Annotated in this window: 11 protein-coding genes and 1 pseudogene; 9 read left to right on the top strand and 3 right to left on the bottom strand. The window is 70.8% G+C overall.

The window, feature by feature from the left end:
* Positions 1-11 precede the first annotated feature (11 nt).
* The 7 genes and pseudogenes from OG453_RS39785 to OG453_RS39760 all read left to right on the top strand — a co-directional run bounded on the left by OG453_RS39785 (position 12) and on the right by OG453_RS39760 (position 10,850).
* Positions 12-2,802, top strand: a pseudogene (locus OG453_RS39785) (hypothetical protein).
* 163 nt (positions 2,803-2,965) lie between these two features.
* Positions 2,966-3,064 carry a putative leader peptide gene (locus OG453_RS45265; protein ID WP_323178738.1) on the top strand — a complete coding sequence of 33 codons (99 nt, stop codon included), beginning with the start codon at positions 2,966-2,968 and terminating at the stop codon, positions 3,062-3,064.
* A gap of 166 nt (positions 3,065-3,230) precedes the next feature.
* Entirely contained in the window at positions 3,231-4,220 is a 990-nt protein-coding gene (locus tag OG453_RS39780) for a TauD/TfdA family dioxygenase (RefSeq protein ID WP_266873592.1), read from the top strand.
* Positions 4,221-4,574: 354 nt separating this feature from the next.
* Positions 4,575-4,802, top strand: coding sequence for a type A2 lantipeptide (locus OG453_RS39775; RefSeq protein ID WP_135329083.1), 228 nt, complete (start codon positions 4,575-4,577; stop codon positions 4,800-4,802).
* Positions 4,803-4,895: 93 nt separating this feature from the next.
* Positions 4,896-5,702, top strand: a complete 807-nt coding sequence (locus OG453_RS39770) for an HlyD family efflux transporter periplasmic adaptor subunit (protein ID WP_266873591.1) — start codon at positions 4,896-4,898, stop codon at positions 5,700-5,702.
* Complete coding sequence (locus tag OG453_RS39765) at positions 5,699-7,984, top strand: NHLP family bacteriocin export ABC transporter peptidase/permease/ATPase subunit (protein WP_266873590.1); 2,286 nt, start codon at positions 5,699-5,701, stop codon at positions 7,982-7,984. The genes OG453_RS39770 and OG453_RS39765 overlap by 4 nt, the downstream gene beginning before the upstream one ends.
* 1 nt (position 7,985) lies before the next feature.
* On the top strand, positions 7,986-10,850 hold the full coding sequence (locus OG453_RS39760; RefSeq protein ID WP_266873589.1) for an NHLP bacteriocin export ABC transporter permease/ATPase subunit: 2,865 nt from the start codon (positions 7,986-7,988) through the stop codon (positions 10,848-10,850).
* A gap of 24 nt (positions 10,851-10,874) precedes the next feature.
* Here OG453_RS39760 and OG453_RS39755 read toward each other — a convergent pair whose 3' ends face one another.
* Both OG453_RS39755 and OG453_RS39750 read right to left on the bottom strand, forming a co-directional pair.
* Positions 10,875-12,251, bottom strand: coding sequence for an SLC13 family permease (locus OG453_RS39755; protein ID WP_266873588.1), 1,377 nt, complete (start codon positions 12,249-12,251; stop codon positions 10,875-10,877).
* A 265-nt stretch (positions 12,252-12,516) separates the two neighbouring features.
* The gene (locus tag OG453_RS39750; RefSeq protein WP_266873587.1) at positions 12,517-13,296 is read right to left on the bottom strand and encodes an IclR family transcriptional regulator; all 780 of its coding nucleotides are present in this window, start codon (positions 13,294-13,296) and stop codon (positions 12,517-12,519) included.
* A gap of 97 nt (positions 13,297-13,393) precedes the next feature.
* Between OG453_RS39750 and OG453_RS39745 the strand changes: the two genes are divergently transcribed.
* Positions 13,394-14,560: an alanine--glyoxylate aminotransferase family protein gene (locus tag OG453_RS39745; protein WP_266873586.1), complete on the top strand. Its 1,167-nt coding sequence runs from the start codon at positions 13,394-13,396 to the stop codon at positions 14,558-14,560.
* A 40-nt stretch (positions 14,561-14,600) separates the two neighbouring features.
* The gene (locus OG453_RS39740) at positions 14,601-17,525 is read left to right on the top strand and encodes an FAD-binding and (Fe-S)-binding domain-containing protein (RefSeq protein WP_266873585.1); all 2,925 of its coding nucleotides are present in this window, start codon (positions 14,601-14,603) and stop codon (positions 17,523-17,525) included.
* Here OG453_RS39740 and OG453_RS39735 read toward each other — a convergent pair.
* On the bottom strand, positions 17,518-18,111 hold the full coding sequence (locus OG453_RS39735) for a dihydrofolate reductase family protein (protein WP_266873584.1): 594 nt from the start codon (positions 18,109-18,111) through the stop codon (positions 17,518-17,520). The two genes, OG453_RS39740 and OG453_RS39735, sit on opposite strands and share 8 nt — an antisense overlap.
* Positions 18,112-18,235: the final 124 nt, after the last annotated feature.

The following is an 18,235-nucleotide window of genomic DNA, read 5'->3' as shown; positions in this document are numbered from 1 at the left end:
CCTTCGAGGCGCTGCGCGGACAGCTGCAGGAGGCCGCCGCGACGTTCGCCGACGGACCCGATGCCCTGCAGGGCATCCTCCTCGGCCTGGTCGACGACGTCGACCGCGCCCTCGGCGAACCGCTGGAGATCTTCCCCGTCTGCCATCACTCGCCGGCCTCGGCGCTCGCGATGGCCCGCCGCCTGCGCGAGAAGCAGCCGAAGGTCGTGTACGTGGAGCTGTGCGAGGACATGGCGCCGCTCCTGACCGAACTGCGCAACTGCAGGCTCCCGGTGGCGGTCCAGGCGTTCGCCACCGAGGTCGACGGCTTCCCCGCCGACTGGTCGCCGCTGTCGGTGGTCGCACCGATCACCGAGGCCTCGGCCGAGTACCAGGCGATCGCGTACGCACTGGACACGCCGGGCGTGGAACTGGTCCTCGTCGACCGATCGTCGGACCACGTCTTCCAGTGGGACACGCGCGGCAAGCACGCCGAGGACCCGGCTGATCCGGACGCACCCCCCGCCGACGAGGAGGCCGCGCTGCACGGCGACGCGGTCGGCGTGGAGATCGGCGACCTGCGGCCGCGCTTCGCCGAACTGGAGGAGCACCTGCTGCGCCACGGCCGGGTGCGGCACTGGTCGGAGTGGTGGCACCAGTACGTCGAACTGCCGCTGGGCGACAGCGACCACGACACCTACCGCCAGGTGATGCTCCTGATAGGCAGCCTCTTCCGGCGCCTTGCGCCCGGCGACCCGCACCGGGTGCGGGTCGACGAGGACCGCGAGCGCTACATGTGGACCAGGATGCGCGAGCACCTGGCCGCGACCGGCACCGATCCCGCCGACTGCCTCTATGTCTGCGGCGCCTTCCATGCGGCAAGCCGCGTCGAGGAGTTCGGCGTGCACGGCACCGACACCTTCGAGATCAGCCCGCGCAGCGCCACCAAGTGGCAGCACGGCCTGATCCCGTCGAGCCACGCGTCGATCGAGGCGCAGTTCGGCCTCGCCGCCGGTTCGGTGTCCATCGCCGCGACGGTCTGGGCGAAGAACCTCAAGCGCACCAGGACGGAGCCGTACCGTCTCGCGGGACAGGCGGGCGCGAAGAAGAAGTCCAAGGCCAAGAAGGCGGCCGCCGCACCACCGCAAGTGCCAGCGCCACCACTCGCACCGGCGGCCGAGCCCTCGGACAAGCTGACCGGCTTCCTGCGGCAGCCGCCCGTCCTCGACCGGCTCGACGAGGCCGAACTGCTCGGCTGGTCCGTGGAGATCGTGCGCGCCGCGCGCCGCAACGGCTATCTGGCCTCCACCGCCGACGCCATCGCGGTGTTCGAGACGTCGATCCTGCTGGCCGGGATGCGCGACCGGGCAAGGCCCACGCCGTACGACTTCCAGGACGCGGCCGTCACGTGCATCGAGAAGGACTCGGTGCCTGGCCGGCGCGACGTACGCCGCCTCGTGGAAATCATGATGGGCGGCGACCGGGTCGGGCAGGTCGGCTACGAATCGCTGCCACCGCTGGCCCGCGACGTGCACGACCGCCTCGTACCGCTGAACCTGCCGCTGGAGAAGCGCGGCGTGCAGCGGGCCCTGCTCGACATCGCCGGGAAGCCGGAGCTGGGGCCGTGCTCCGACGTGCTGTGGATGCTGCGCCATCTGATGCCGCACGGCGCCGCACGACCGATCATGGGCGAGCGGAAGCTGGGGGAGCGGTCCATCCAGGAGTCGTGGGACCTGGCTCTGGGCACCCACCAGCGCGCGCTCATCGAGCTCGGCTACGAGGGCGTCAGCATCGAGCAGGTCCTTGAGCAGCGCCTGCGCCGCATCGCGTACGGGCCGCAGGCCACCGCGGCGACGGTCCTGCAGGCCGTCGAGGACGCGACGCTGTACCTGCGCAGCCGCCGCCTCGCCGACGAACTGGGGACCCGCGCCCTGGAGGTGCTCTCGGCCGAACGCAGCGTGGACGGAGCGCCGGAAGTGCTGCGCCGGGTGCGGCGGCTGCTCGCCCACTACCGCACCAGCGAGCCGACGCTGCCGCCGTGGATCGAGTCCTTCGTCAAGGCCGGGTACGCGCACTACTGCACCCTGCTGCCGACGGCCTTCACCGACGAGGACGCCACCGTGCGCCAGGTGGCGGCGATGCTGGGCTTCCTGTTCAGCATGGAGAGCCTGGCCCTGTCGCTCGGCTGCGACCGGACCCAGCTGGAGCTCGCGGTCGCCCAGTCGCATCCGCAGGACCCGTCGAAGACGGCGCTGCTGTGGGCCGCCCAGACGCAGCTGGGGAACCTGTCCCGTGCGGACCTTCGGGCCAGGTGCGACGAACTCCTGGGCAACCCCCTGGTGGTGCCCGCCTATCCGCGGTACCTGAGCGGCTTCGTGCACGCCCTGGAGCCCGTCCCGGGTCTCACCGACTTCGTCGTGGAGGCGGTGTCCAAGGCGTTCGGACGGCTGCCGGACCCGGTGCTCCTGCCGTGGCTGCCGACGCTGATCACGACCCTGCGGGGGAGCGGCACGGACTTGGCGCCGCTCCTCATCCGCGAGGCCGGACGGATCTTCCCGGGCAAGCTCGCGGCGCTCGACGCGTGGGTGCCGCCGTGGCTGGCGCAGCCGGAGCCGGTGGCGATGCGTCCTGCGGGGCGCGCCGACGGTGCCTCCGGCTGCACGCTGCTCGCCGCTCACCCCGCGACGTGTGACGCGGTGGCGAGCCTGCTCGGCTGCGAGGGGACGGGGGAGACGGCGGATGCGGGCCCCGTCGGGTGCCGCACTGGTCGGCCGTCATCCCGAGACGGCACTGTCGCTTGAGGCGCTGCTGTCCGGCGCCTGACCTCGACGGCCGTGACCTCCTAACTCGTCCGTGGCTCGCGGCAGTACCGCGAAGCCGCGGGCGAGTTCGTGTTTCCCGGGAGCACGAGCGTTCCGCGAAGCCGCTCGTTGCAAGGTCGTGAAGCGAGCCACCGGCTCCTTGACCGTGCTTCCGTCCGGCGGCCATGCTCCTGGACATGACCGCGATGACCCCTCTTGTCCCGCGGCTCCACGTCGACCTGGGCCGTCTCGCCTCGGCCGCGTGTCGCCGGCGCATGGCCTGACCGGCCTCTCACGCGCCCTCTTCGCCCAGCCGCTCGGCGGCTCGGCAGCTCACTCACACCTCCGCAACACCACCACCATCACCTCAACTCGGCCGACACCGGGGCGAGGCGATCCGTGCTGCCCATCGAAACGATCCGTGCTGCCCATCGAAGGGAAACCGGCCCCATGACCTCCGCACCCGCAGTGGAAACACCGCACGCCCCCCAGACCCCCGGCATCGCCGTCCAGAAGGTCGGCGGCCGCATCGGCGTCATCTCCGGCGTCCGCCTCGGCGGCGACCTGGACGAGACGGCCGTGGCCGCCGTCCGCGCCGCACTCCTCGAGCACAAGGTCGTCTTCTTCCGTGACCAGCAGCACCTGGACGGGGAGAGCCACGAGGCCTTCGCCCGGCTGCTCGGCACCCCCGTCGCCCACCCCACCGTGCCGTCCGTCGACGGCCGTTACGCCCTCGGCATCGACAACGACCACGGCGGCCGCGCCAACCAGTGGCACACCGACGTCACCTTCGTGCCCGCCTACCCGGCGTTCTCCATCCTCCGCGCCGAGGTCATCCCGCCCTACGGCGGCAACACGCTGTGGTCCAACACCGCCGCCGCGTACGCCGAGCTGCCCGAGCCGCTGCGGATCCTCGCCGACAGCCTGCGCGGCGTACACACCAACGACTACGACTACGCGGCCGTACGCCCCGGCGCCTCGACGGCGGCGCTCGAACAGCACCGGAAGGTGTTCACCGCGGTCACGTTCCAGACCGAGCACCCCGTGGTGCGCGTCCACCCCGAGACCGGGGAACGCACCCTGATCCTCGGCAACTTCCTGCAGAAGCTGACCGGCTTCAGGGCCGCCGACTCCCGCGCCCTCATCGCCATCCTCCAGTCGCACGTGGAGCGGCCGGAGAACACCGTGCGCTGGCAGTGGCGCGCGGGCGACGTCGCCATCTGGGACAACCGCGCCACACAGCACTACGGCGTGGACGACTCCGACGACCACGAGCGGACCCTGCGCCGCGTCACCATCGACGGCGACGTACCGGTCGGCGTCGACGGGCGGCGTTCGACGCTGCTCACCCCGCGGTCCGTTCCCGAGCCCGTGCACGGGATCGCTTCCGGCGCCTCCACGGACGGCACGGTCGCGGAGGGTTCGGAGGGCCTTCAATAAACCTGCACATCGAATACCCGGTCCAGTCACCGAATTCGGCGAACACTTCACACAAAGCCGTGTGTATGAGCCACAGAACAGACGCTATTGGGGAGGGAGTGTCCGCTTTGTTGAAGGGAGTCCCGCGGCCCGCCCGATTTCCTCATGTGAAGCTTGTGAAGGAGCTGCCGCCACACGGTGAACATGCCTGCACGCAGGGGTGATTCGTCGTCGCATTCACAGCGGACGGCCGTCCGGCCGAGTGGATGTGCGACATGCGAACGTGCTTTGATCCTGCCCACGCGGAATTCGCAGTTTGGGTTCCGCATTCTTAGAAACATCTTTGCAACATCCATGAGAAGGGCAGCTCACATCATGAACTCCACCCCCCAGGTCCAGACCCTCGAGATCTCCGACGCCGACCTCGACAACGTCTCGGGTGGCCTCTCCGCCGCTGCCGTCGGCACCGTGACCGGCGCCGTCGACTCGATCGCCCCGGTCTCCTCCACGGTTGCCGGCGTCGTTGGCGTCGTCGAGGGCACCACCGGCCTGAACACCGCCCCCCTCGCGGGCCTGGCCACCAGCACGGTCGCCGGTCTCTGAGCATCTCGCTCACTGAGACACCATGATTCGTGAGCCCCGGAACATCCAGTTCCGGGGCTCACGGACGCCATAAGCAAGGTAGGGAAGAGCTCCGTGCAGTTCCGCCAACAGGCCCTGTCCAAGCTGCAGTCGCCCGAGGAACTCGACCTGCCGGTGCGCTACGCCCGCCCCCAGGGCCTGCTCGTCCTCGCCATCACCCTCGTCGTGATGGCCGCGGCCGGTGTCTGGGCGGTGACCGGTTCGGTCTCCTCGACGCTGCGGGCGCCCGGCATCCTCACGCACGGCCAGGGCAGTTACGTCCTGCAGAGCCCCGTCACCGGGCAGGTGACCAGCGTCCTCGTCGAAGACGGCGAACGGCTCGCCGCCGGCGCTCCGGTGCTCAAGGTCCGTACGGAACAAGGCGACAAGGTGGTCCGCGCCATCGCGGCGGGCCGCGTCACCGCACTCGTGGCCCGGATCGGCACCGTCGTCACCACGGGCGCCGACGTCGCGACCGTGGAGCGCGTGGACGGCAGCGACGACCCGCTCCTCGCCATGGTCTACGTACCCGCGGACAGCGCGGCCACCGTCCCCGTCGGCGCGAAGGTGGACCTCACCGTCCAGTCCGTGCCCACCCAGCAGTACGGCGTGCTGCGCGGGCATGTGAAGGCGATCGGGCGGTCGGCGCAGAGCGCGCAGAAGATCACCGGATTCCTCGGCGACAAGGAACTGGCCGAACAGTTCACCGAGGAAGGACCGCCCGTGGCGGTCCTCGTGCGGCTCGACCGCTCATCCGCCACCAAGTCCGGCTACGCCTGGTCGTCGGCGGGCGGCCCGCCCTTCGCACTCGACTCCATGACCCTGGCCACCGGCGCCTTCGCCCTCGCCGAGCAGCGCCCGATCGATTGGCTGCTTCCGTGACCGCACCGCACCCCTCCCCGGCACACCAGCAGCAACTGCCGCCACCCGGCGGACGCCGCAGGCACCGTCCCGAGCCCCCGCAGCGCGGCCGCCGCCGCGCGGCGCAGCGCCCCGCGTCCAAGGGCAAGCGGCAGAAGACGGTGCGCACCCCCACCGTCCTGCAGATGGAGGCCGTGGAGTGCGGCGCCGCCGCGCTCGCCATGGTCCTGGCCCACTACGGAAAGCACGTCCCGCTGGAGGAGCTGCGCATCGCCTGCGGCGTCTCCCGCGACGGCTCACGGGCCAGCAACCTCCTCAAGGCGGCGCGCAGTTACGGCCTCACCGCCAAGGGCATGCAGATGGAGCCGGCCGCGCTCGCCGAGGTCAAGGCGCCCGCGATCCTCTTCTGGGAGTTCAACCACTACGTCGTCTACGACGGCATGGGGCGCCGCCTCGGCCGCCGCGGCGTGTACATCAACGACCCCGACAAGGGCCGCCGCTTCGTGCCGTCGGAGGACTTCGACACCAGCTTCACCGGCGTCGCCCTCGTCCTCGAACCCGGCGACGACTTCCGCCCCGGCGGGCGCAGGCCCGGCATCATGCGGGCCCTCCCGGCCCGCCTGCGCGGCACCACGGGCACCATGCTCGCCGCGCTCCTGGCCAGCCTGCTCCTGGTGGCGGTCGGCGCGGCGCTGCCCGCGCTCAGCCGGACGTACATCGATCTGTTCCTGATCGGAGATCAGACCTCCCTCCTTGGCGCCCTCTTCGCGTCCATGGGGGCGATGGTCGCGCTCACCGTGGTCCTCACCTGGCTGCAACAGGCGAACCTGCTGCGCGGCCGCATCATCTCCTCCACCCTCAGCAGCGCCCGCTTCCTGCGCCATCTGCTGCGCCTGCCCGTCACGTTCTACGCCCAGCGCAGCCCCGCCGACCTGGTGCAACGCCTGGCCTCCAACGACGCGGTCGCCGAAACCCTGGCCCGCGACCTCACGGCCGCCGGTGTCGACGGCATCGTCGTACTCCTCTATGCGGCCCTGCTGTGGACGTACGATCCCCAGCTCACCCTCGTCGGCGTCGGCATCGCCCTGCTGAACATCGTCGCGATGCGCGTCGTCATCCGGCTGCGCGCCACCGGCACCCAGAAGCTGCGCGCCGACAGCGCCAAGCTCACCAACACCTCGTACACCGGCCTGCAGTTGATCGAGACGATGAAGGCCACCGGCGGCGAGAACGGCTACTTCCGGCGGTGGGCGGGCCAGCACGCCACCACCCTGGAGGAGCAGCAGCGCCTTGGCGTGCCCAGTGCCTGGCTCGGCATCGTCGCACCGACCCTCGCGACCCTGAACAGCGCGCTGATCCTGTGGATCGGCGGCCTGCGTGCGGTGGAGGGGCATCTCTCCATCGGCCTGCTCGTCGCCTTCCAGGCCCTGGTGACCCGCTTCACCGCGCCCATCACCCGCCTCAACGGCGTCGCCGGACGCATCCAGGACTTCGCCGCCGACGTCGCCCGTCTCAAGGACGTCGAGAACTTCCCCGTCGACACGCTCTACTCCCGCCCCGAACCGGCCGCGAGCACCCGCCGTCTCAAGGGCCACGTCACCCTCGACGACATCACCTTCGGCTACAGCCCCCTGGACAAGCCGCTCCTGACCGGCTTCTCCCTGACGGTCGGTCCCGGCCAGCAGGTCGCGCTCGTCGGCGGCTCGGGCAGCGGCAAGTCGACCGTCTCCCGGCTGATATCGGGCCTCTACAGCCCGTGGGAGGGCACGATCCGCATCGACGGACAGCGCCTGGAGGACATCCCGCGCGGCGCGCTCGCCGCCTCCGTCTCCTTCGTCGACCAGGACGTCTTCCTCTTCGAGGGCACCATCCGCGACAACGTCGCCCTGTGGGACCCCTCCATCCCCGACGACGCCGTCGTCGCCGCGCTCAAGGACGCCTGTCTGTACGAGATCGTCGCCCGCAGGCCCGGCGGCATCCACGGCCGCGTCGAGCAGGACGGCCGCAACTTCTCCGGCGGGCAGCGTCAGCGCCTGGAGATCGCCCGCGCGCTGGTGCGCCGCCCCAGCATCCTCGTCCTCGACGAGGTGACCAGCGCCCTGGACGCGGAGACCGAGCAGGTCATCATCGACAATCTGCGCCGCCGCGGCTGCGCCTGCGTCGTCATCGCCCACCGTCTGAGCACCGTGCGCGACAGCGACGAGATCGTCGTCCTCGACCACGGCTCGGTCGTCGAGCGCGGCCGCCACGAACACCTGGTCGCCGCGGGCGGTCCCTACGCCGACCTGGTCAAGGAGCACTGAGGTGACTTCGGTACCGGAGCAGTACACCCAGACCGCGTACGGGGACGACGCGGTCGCCGCCGCCTTCGGCGCGCTCGGCACCCCCGCCGACTGCACGGACCTGCGCAGCGTCCACCTGGAGGGGCCGCAGGTGCTCTGGCTCGTCGTGGCGGGCGCCCTCGATCTGTTCGCGGTCGACGCCGTGCAGCAGGGCCACTGGCACTTCCTGGGCCGCCTCGAACCAGGCACCCTGCTCCTGGGCCCGGTCGAAGGCCCCCAGCACACCCTCGTCGGTCGCCCCCTCCAGGGCTGCGAGCTGCGCCGCATCCCGCTGCGCGAGCTCTACCGTCCCGACTTCGGCGACACCTGGGCCTACGAGCAGCAGTACCCCACCCAGTACGACACCCAGGACCAGGCCCTGAGCCTGCTCGAGCACGCCTTCGCGCTCGGCATCGGGCGCAGCCACCGGGTGCTGTTCGAAGCGCCCCTGGACGGGCGCACCCTGGGCGACGAAGTGGTGACCGACGACGACATCCTCTGGATGCCGGTCGCGCCGGGCAGCGTGCAGTACGGCGCCGCCTACAGCACGGAGGCCGCCGGCGATCTGCTCGTCGACCCCGCCGTCTGGCAGCGCATGGTCAATCAGCAGTACCGGCTGCTCTCCACGCTCGACCGCTGGATCGAACGCCTTGAGCGCGCCCACGAGGACCGCACGGCCGCCGGCATCAAGGCGGGCGAGACGGTCCGCGAGCAGGCCGACCGGACCCTGATCGCCTCCATCGGCCGCTCGGGCAGGGGCGGTTCGGGCCGCCCCGCGTCCCAGGGCGGCGACGACATGACGTACGCGGCCTGCCGTCTCGTAGCCGACGCGGCCGGCATCAAGCTCGCCGCCCCGGCGGAGAGCGGTGCGGTCAGTGACCGGATCGACCCGGTGGAGCAGGTCGCGGTGGCCTCACGGATCCGCACCCGGGCCGTCCGGCTCGATGGCCCCTGGTGGCGCGAGAACGCGGGACCCCTGGTGGGGCACCGCGCCGCGAGCGGGGCGCCGGTCGCGCTGCTGTGGCGACGCGGCGGCTACGAGTCGGTGCACCCTTCCTCCGGGCGGCGCACGCGCGTCGACGAGGACAACGCGGAGGAGTTCGAGCCGCAGGGCGTCATGTTCTACCGGCCGCTGCCGGACCGGGCGTTGACCCCCTGGGGTCTCTTCCGCTTCAGCCTGCGCGGCAACGGCGGCGACGTACGCAATCTCGCGATCGCCGGTCTGGTGACGGTTCTCATCGGAGCCCTGGTGCCGATCGCGACGGGCCAGGTGCTCGGCGTGTACGTCCCGAACGCCGAGAAGAGCCTGATCGTCCAGGTCTCCCTGGCCGTCATGATCACCAGCATCGTCTCCGCGGCCTTCATGCTGCTGCAGAACCTCACCATCCTGCGCATGGAGGGGCGGATGGAAAGCGCCCTGCAACCCGCCGTCTGGGACCGCCTGTTGAGGCTGCCGACCCGCTTCTTCGCCTCCCGCTCCACCGGTGAACTGGCCAGCGCGGCGATGGGCGTCAGCGCCATCCGGCGGGTGCTCTCAGGCATCGGCCCGGTGGCCCTGCAGGCGGGCACGGTCGGCGCGATGAACCTCGTCCTGCTGCTCCTCTACAGCGTGCCCCTCGCCCTGGCCGCGCTCGGCATGCTGGTCGTCATCGCCGGGGTGTTCCTCGCCCTCGGCCTGTGGGAACTGCGCTGGCAGCGCCGCCTGGTCGAGCTCGGCAACAAGCTCAACAACCAGGCCTTCCAGACCCTGCGCGGACTGCCCAAGCTCCGCGTCGCCGGGGCCGAGAGCTTCGCGTACGCGGCATGGGCGGGGGAATTCGCGCGCAGCCGCGAGCTCCAGCAGCGCGCGGGCCGCATCAAGAACCTCACGACGGTCCTCAACGCGGTCTATCTGCCGCTCTGTACGCTGATCATGTTCGTGCTCCTCGCGGGCCCGGCCCGCGGCAGCCTCACCGCGGGGGAATTCCTCACCTTCAGCACTGCCGTGACGATGCTCCTGACGGCCGTCACCCAGCTCACCGGGGCACTGATCTCGGCGGCCTCGGTCCTGCCGATGTTCGAGCAGATCAAGCCGGTGCTCGACGAGGCACCCGAGGTGCGCGGCGCGAGCACGCAGCCCGGCGAACTCCAGGGGGAGATCGAGGCCCGCGCCGTCTCCTTCCGCTACACCGACGACGGCCCGCTGGTCCTGGACGACGTGTCCCTCGCCATCCGGCCAGGGGAGTTCGTGGCGATCGTCGGCCCGAGCGGCTGCGGCAAGTCGACGCTCCTGCGCCTGCTCATCGGCTTCGACAAGCCGGTCGCGGGCAGCGTCCTGTACGACGGCCAGGACCTGGCCGCCCTCGACCAGGCCGCCGTACGCCGCCAGTGCGGGGTCGTGCTGCAGAACGCGCAGCCTCTCACCGGCTCGATCCTGGACTGCATCTGCGGCGCCGAGACGTTCACCCAGGAAGAGGCCTGGGAGGCCGCGGCGATGGCGGGCCTCGCCGAGGACATCAAGCGCATGCCGATGGGCCTGCACACGATGATCTCCGGCGGGGGAGCGGTCTCCGGCGGCCAGCGCCAGCGCCTGATGATCGCCCAGGCGCTGATCCGCCGCCCCCGGGTCCTCTTCTTCGACGAGGCGACCAGCGCCCTGGACAACGAGACGCAGCGCACCGTCATCGACAGCACCCGCGCCCTGAACGCCACCCGCGTCGTGATCGCCCACCGCCTGTCCACCGTCCTGGACGCCGACCGGGTGATCGTGATGTCGGAGGGCCGCGTCGTCCAACAGGGGCCGCCCGCCCAGCTGTTGGCGGACACGGGTGGACGGCTGCATGAACTAGTGCGGCGTCAGATGAGCTGAATCCGTCAGAGAGACGCTGCACCGTCAGAGGGATCCAGGGGCGACGAACAGACCCCAGGTCACCAGCGGCGCGACCACGGCGATGCCGAGCCCCCAGGCCATGAGGCGCCGGAAGACGAAGTCGCGCTGCTCCTCAGGGGTGTTGGCGGTCACCAGTGCCCCGCTGGTGGAGAACGGCGATGCGTCCACCACGGACGCGGAGATGGCAAGGGCGGTGATGAGCCCCACCGCGCCCACCTGCCCGTCGAGCAGGAAGGGCACCGCCAGGGGGATCAGCGCCCCGAGCATGCCGGTGGTCGACGCGAAGGCGGAGACCACCGCGCCGATGAGGCAGATCAACAGGGCGCCGACGAGAGGCGCTTGGATGGAGGCGACCTCCTTGCCGAGGTAGTCGATGGTGCCGATGCGCTCCATCTGGCTCACGTAGGTGACGATGCCGCAGACCAGCAGCACGGTGGACCAAGCGCACCGCTCGACGGCGCCTTTGGCCGACTTGGGGGAGACGAGGGAGAGCACGACGGTGATGCTGAGCGCCATAAGCCCCACATCGAGGTCGAAGAAGAGCGCTCCGCCGACCAGGCTGAGCAGACCGAGCAGGGTCAGGGCGCGGGGGCCGTCGAGGCGGACGGGTGGTGTGTCCGCGGTCGCGGTCGCGGTGTTCTTGGCGATGGCCAAGGCTGGCCCGGGCGGGCCGCCCGCCTCGACCAGTTGACCGCCGGGCGGTCCGTCGTCCTGTTCGCCCGGTGACGGTCCCGCGCCCCCGATGCCACCGGTGTGGGTAAGTGCTGCACGTTGCCCCAGCAACTGCCGTCCGCCGAAGACGAAGAAGACGATGACGCACAGGCCCACGTTGAACAGGAACGAGGCGGTGAAGAGCATCGCGGGGCTGCCCGGCAGATCGTTGCGCTCGACGACGTTGTTGGTGATGCTGCCGAACACACCGATGGGCGAGAAGCCGCCCGCGCTGGCCCCATTGGCGATGAGCAGGCCCATGAGCACGGGGTTGATGCCGTACGTCGCGGCGAAGCCGAGCCCGATGGGCGCGATGATCCCGACGGCCGCAGGGGTGACCGCGCCGACCGCGGTGAGCATGGCGGTGACCAGGAACATGACCCAGGGGATGAGGGCGATCCGGCCCCGCACCGCCTTCACGGCCGCGTGCACGAGCCAGTCGACCGTGCCGTTGTTCTTCGCGATGGCGAACAGCAGGGTCACGCCGACCAGGACGACGAAGAGATCGCCGGGGAACCCCGCGAAGAGGTCGTCCGTCGACTCGTCCGCCACCGTCGAGCCGATGATGAACGCGGCCACCAGGGCGAGCGCGCCCAGATGGACGGAGGAGAAGGTCGCGATGGCGAAGATCAGTACCAGGGCGATGATGGAGATGACTTGATCTGACACGAGGGCTCCCTTGCCGTCGGCCGATGGTCATGTCACGGAGCGCCGCGGCGTGTTGAGGCCGGGGCGCGTGAAGGGCATAGGGGAGTCGATTGGATTCCGAAATGCGGAATCAAGTTTTCGCAGTGGGGAGTATTGAAGCGCTTCGCCCGGGGCGTCAAGGGGTGCGCCGGATTCCGGAGTGGTGTCGCGCCCCCGAAGGGGCGCGGGGAACTGCGCGACCAGCCCCCACGGACCCGCAGGCGAATACGGCCCCCCGGCGGAGCCGCTAGCCCCGGGCCGCAGGTCCGCCCCACGCCCCCTCCGCCAACTGCCTCAACGCAGCGCTGACCTGCAATGCCGTCTCGCGCACCAGTGCCCCGTGCGCCGCGCTCGACTCCTCCGTCATCCGGCTAGTCGGCATATTGACGCTGATGCTCGCCACCGGCGACCCCGCCTCGTCCAGGACCGGCGCGGCGACCGCCGACACATCGGTGCGCCACTCGCCACCGTTGGTGGCGTACCCCCGTTCCCGGATCAGCGCGAGCTCGGCGAGCAGCGCCTCCCGGTCCGTGATGGTCGTCTCGGTGAACTCTTCGAGCCCGGCGGCCAGTTGACCCTCGATTGCCTCCGCGGGACGTGAGGCGAGCACGGCCTTGCCGTTCGCGGAGGCGTGGATGGGCAGCCGGGTGCCCAGGGCCAGGATGATCCGCACCGGCTTGGAGGTCTCGAGGCGCTCGATCAGGACCACCGACTCGCCGTCAGGGACGGTCAGATGCACCGTCTCGTCGGTGCGCCGCCGCAGCTCCTCCATGATCGGCACGGCCACGTCACGCAGGCTCAACTCCCCGGTGGCACGCCGCCCGACCTGCAGCGCCTTGGTGGTCAGCGCCCACCGCGTGACCTCGCCGCCGGCCGGCCGGATCCAGCCCGCCGTGTGCAGCGTACGCAGGGCGCGCTGCGCCGAGCTCTTGGGCAGTTCCAGGGCGCGGGCCAGGTCGGCGACGCCGACGGGCTGGCGCGCGGCCACCTCTTCGAGCACCCGAAGTGCGTTGAGAACGCTCTGCATCCGTTGACTCCCCTAGCGTCGGCTCCTATGCTCCGGCGTGCCACCTTATGACACACCGTGCCACAATGCGGCACGCTTCTCAAGGGAGTTGGCCACAGTGACCTCTCAGTCCGGGCGGCACTTCTTGCAGATACCGGGCCCCACCAACGTCCCCGACCAGGTGCTCCGCGCCATCGCGGCGCCCACCATCGACCATCGCGGCCCCGAATTCGCCGCGTTCACCACGGAGTTGCTCGCCGGCCTCGGACCGGTGTTCGGCACCACCGGACCCGTCGTGATCTTCCCCGGCTCCGGCACCGGCGCCTGGGAAGCGGCGCTGGTCAACACGCTCAGCACCGGAGACCGCGTCCTGCACGTCGAGACCGGCCACTTCGCCACCCTCTGGCGGCAGATGGCCACCACCCTCGGCCTGTACGTCGACTTCGTACCCGGCGACTGGCGCCACGGCGCCGCCCCCGAGGCCGTCGCCGAACGCCTCGCCGCCGACACCGCCCGCACCATCAAGGCCGTCTGCGTGGTGCACAACGAGACCTCGACCGGCGTGACCAGCCGCGTCTCCGAGATCCGGCGGGCGATGGACGCGACCGGACACCCGGCGCTGCTCCTCGTCGACACCATCTCCTCGCTCGGCTCGATCGACTACCGGCACGACGAATGGGGCGTCGACGTCACCGTCGCGGGCTCCCAGAAGGGCCTGATGCTCCCGCCCGGCCTGAGCTTCAACGCCGTCAGCGAGAAGGCCCTTTCCGCCTCCCGCACGGCGGGACTGCGCAGGTCGTACTGGGACTGGCAGCCCGTCATCGACGCGAACAAGCGCGGCTACTTCCCCTACACCCCCGCCACCAACCTCCTCTACGGCCTGGCCGAGGCGCTGCGCATGCTCCGGGCCGAAGGGCTCCCCGCGGTCTTCGCCCGGCACGACCGGCACGCGGCAGCCACCCGAACCGCCGTACACGGCTGGGGACTTGAGCTGCTCTGCGCCGACGAACGGGAGTACTCCTCCTCGCTCACCGCGGTGCTCATGCCCGAGGGCGACGACGCCGACAAGGTGCGCGAGGTCATCCTCGACCGGTTCGACATGTCCCTGGGCGCAGGGCTCGGCAGGCTCGCCGGACGGGTCTTCCGTATCGGCCACCTCGGCCACTTCAACGACCTGACCCTCGCGGGCACCCTCGCCGGCGTCCAGATGGGCCTCCAACTGGCCGGCGTACGCATCGACCCGAACGGACTCACCGCCGCCCTGGACGTCCTGCGCGCCGAGTGACGCCGCCGAACTGCCCACCCAGCAGAGGAGGTTGCCGCGTATGAAGGAACACGGCAAGGACCAGGCCCGAGCTCTCGAGCAGGCCCTCGTCAAGGATCTCGACGGTGAGGTCCAGTTCGACGACTACACCCGGCATCTGTTCGCCCGCGACGCGAGCATGTACGCGATCACGCCGATGGGCGTGGTCTTCCCCCGGCACGCCGACGACATCGCCGCAGCCGTCGCGGCCGCCGCCGCTCACCAGGTCCCCGTCGTGCCACGCGGCGCCGGCACCAGCCTGGCGGGCCAGACCGTCGGCCCCGGCCTCGTCCTCGACCTGTCCCGGCACATGAACGCGATCGTGGAGCTGGACCCGGAGAGCGGCACCGCGCTGGTCGAACCTGGCGTCGTACAGGACCAGTTGAACCGCGCCGCAAGCCCCTGGGGTCTGATGTTCGGCCCCGACACCTCGACCAGCAACCGCGCCACCATCGGCGGAATGATCGGCAACAACTCCGCAGGCAGCGGATCGGTCCGCTACGGCATGACCATCGACCACATCCGCGAACTCGACGTGGTGCTCTCGGACGCGAGCCGGGCCCGCCTCGGCCGCGTCGACGACACCGAACGCGCCCGCCGCGCCAAGCAGGAGACCCTCGAAGGGGCCCTCTACCGCGAACTGCCCGAGATCGTCAGGGCCAACGCGACCGCGATCGCCGACGGCTTCCCCGCCCACTGGCGCCGCGCCTGCGGCTACCGCCTCGACCGGCTCGCCCGCGATGACGCCCCCTTCGACCTCGCGAAGTTCGTCGTCGGCTCGGAGGGCACGCTGTCCGTGGCCACGCGGGCCCTGGTCGACCTGGTGCCCAAGCCGAGCCGCACCGTGATCGCCGTGGGCCACTTCGCCTCCGTCGCCGAGGCCATCGCAGGCACAGAGGACGCGCTGGCCTGCGACCCGGCCGCCGTCGAGCTGATGGACCGCACGATCCTCGACCTGTCCCGCCGCAAGATCGAGTACGCCGCGCTCGGCGACCTCCTTCAAGGAGCCCCCGAAGCCCTGCTCTTCGTCTCCTTCACCGGCGACGACGAGGGCGAACTCCTCGACCGGATGCGGCGCCTGACGAAGCTGTGGGCGCGGCACGGCCACGGCTACCACACGCTCCAGGCGGTATCCCCGGCCCAGCAGGCATCGCTCCTCAAGGTGCGCAAGGCCGGGCTCGGCCTGCTGATGGCCGCCGGCGAGGGCACCCGCCGCCCGCTGGCCTTCGTCGAGGACACCGCGGTCGACCCCGTCCATCTCGCCGACTACACCCGCCGGTTCAAGGACGTCCTCGACCGGCACGGCATGAGCGCCGGCTTCTACGGCCACTGCTCGGTCGGCTGCCTGCACATCCGCCCCTACCTCGACCTCGCCGACCCCGCCGACGTGGGCCGGATGCGCGCCGTCGCGGAGGAGATCAAGGACCTGGTCGCCGAGTACGGCGGTGTGAACTCCAGCGAGCACGGCGACGGCCTTGCGCGCAGCGAGTTCAACCGCGAGATCTTCGGCGACCAGCTGTACGAGGCGATGCGCCAGGTCAAGCGGCTCTTCGACCCGCACGGCGTACTCAACCCCGGAAAGATCGTGGACGCGCCGCCGATGACCCAGAGCCTGCGCGACGCGGCCCTGCCACCCGCCGAACCCCTGCGCACCCGGCTCTCCTTCGAGGTCGTCGGCGGGGGCGGCATGCGCGCGGCGGCCGACCGGTGCATGAACATCGGCCTGTGCCGCAAGAGCGGAAGCGGCGCCATGTGCCCCTCGTACATGGCCACCCGCAAGGAAGAGGACTCCACCCGCGGCCGGGCCGGCGCCCTGGTCAAGGCCCTGTCCGAGCCCGACCCGAAGGCCGCGCTCGGCGACGAACGCCTGCACGAGATCCTCGACCTGTGCCTGATGTGCAAGGCGTGCAAGAGCGAATGCCCGCTCGGCGTCGACATGGCCACCCTCAAGAGCGAGACCCTCTCGCACTACCACGACGTCCACGGAGTGCCGCTGCGCTCCCGCCTCTTCGGAGCGATCCGTACGCTGAACCGCCTGGGCTCGGCGACCGCGCCGCTGTCCAATCTGCCCGGGCGCATCGCACCGGTGCGCCGCCTCATGGACCGCGTGGCCGGCATCGCACCGGCACGGCCGCTGCCGGTCTTCGTGCGCCACAACCTGCTGCGCTGGTTCCGCCGCCGCACACCGGCCACGCACCCCGTCACCCACCAGGGCACCGTCACCTATCTCGCCGACTCCTTCACCACGTTCACGGAGCCGGACATCGGCAGGGCGGCCATCGAGCTCCTCGAACGGGCCGGTTTTCAGGTCAGGTTGGAGAGCGGCGGCTGCTGCGGCAGATCCAGCCTCTCCAAGGGCCTGGTGGACGACGCCAAGAACAAAGCAAGCCACCTGGCCCGCACCCTCGCCGACACGACCGACCCCGGCTCGCCGATCGTGGGGTGCGAGCCCTCCTGCCTGATGACCCTGCGCGACGAGCACCGGGCGCTGCTGCCGGACGACACGGCCGTCAAGGATGTCGCGGGCCGGGTGCGCCAGGTCGAGGAACTCCTGGTGGAGGCCATCGACGAGGGGCGCCTGCGGCTGCGCGAGGACTCCTGGCTCGCGGGCCGCAGGCTCCTCTACCACGGCCACTGCCACCAGAAGGCCGAGGTCGGCACGGCCGCGACCGTCGCCCTGCTCAGCCGCATCCCGGGCGTGACGGTGAGCGAACTGGACGCCGGATGCTGCGGAATGGCGGGATCCTTCGGCTTCGAATCCGAGCACTACGACGTGTCCATGACGGTCGGGCAGGACCGTCTCTTCCCCGCGATCGCAGCGGAATCCCCGGACACGGTGGTGGTCGCCACCGGCGTCTCCTGCCGCCAGCAGATCTTCCACGGCACGGAGCGCAACGCCTGGCACCCGGTCCAGCTCCTGCGGGAGGCGGCTACAACAGTCAGCTAGTGCGGGTGTAGGTGAGGAACGCGGTCCCGCCGTCCAGGATGGTGTGGTCCGTGAGGTTCCAGACGTGCGGGTCGAAGGCGGTCGAGCGGCCGAACAGGGGAATGCCGGCGCCGGTCGTCAACGGGGCCAGTTTGACGATCAGTTGGTCGATCTCGGCGTACAGGGCGCCCGCCAGTTCGCCGCCGCCGATCAGCCAGATGTCCTTGCCCTCCTCCTGCTTCAGCTCCCGTACCTTCGCCACCGCGTCGCCGGTGACCAGCTCGACGGACGGGTCGGGGCTCTCGGTGAGCTTGGTGGAGAACAGCAGGTGGCGCAGGTGCGGGTAGGCGTTGGTGGTGCCGGCGGCCAAACCGATCTCGTACGTCTTGCGCCCCTCGATGACCGTGTCGAAGTGGGTGCCCTCTGCCGTGATGGACAGTGCTGCCCTGGCCGGGGCGGGCAGGGTCTCCGGATACTCCGCGGCCAGGTGCTGCACGTAGTCGGCGGGGATCGGCCAGAAGCCGTCGGGGCCCGTGGGGTCGGCGCCGTCGGGCCCGGCGATGAATCCGTCAAGGGTGACGGCTATGAAGTACACGAGCTTGCGCATGAGGCCTCCTGTGAAGTGGCAGGTCGGTCAGCCCGCCGACCAGTCGGCCGACGGGCGCGTCGAAGATCGACTGACCAGGCACAGTACCCGGCCGCCGTCATGCACGGGCTGCTCCGGCCGCGGG

It is taken from the genome of Streptomyces sp. NBC_01381 (assembly GCF_026340305.1).
Classification (GTDB): domain Bacteria; phylum Actinomycetota; class Actinomycetes; order Streptomycetales; family Streptomycetaceae; genus Streptomyces.
This window is presented reverse-complemented; position numbering and strand designations above follow the sequence as displayed.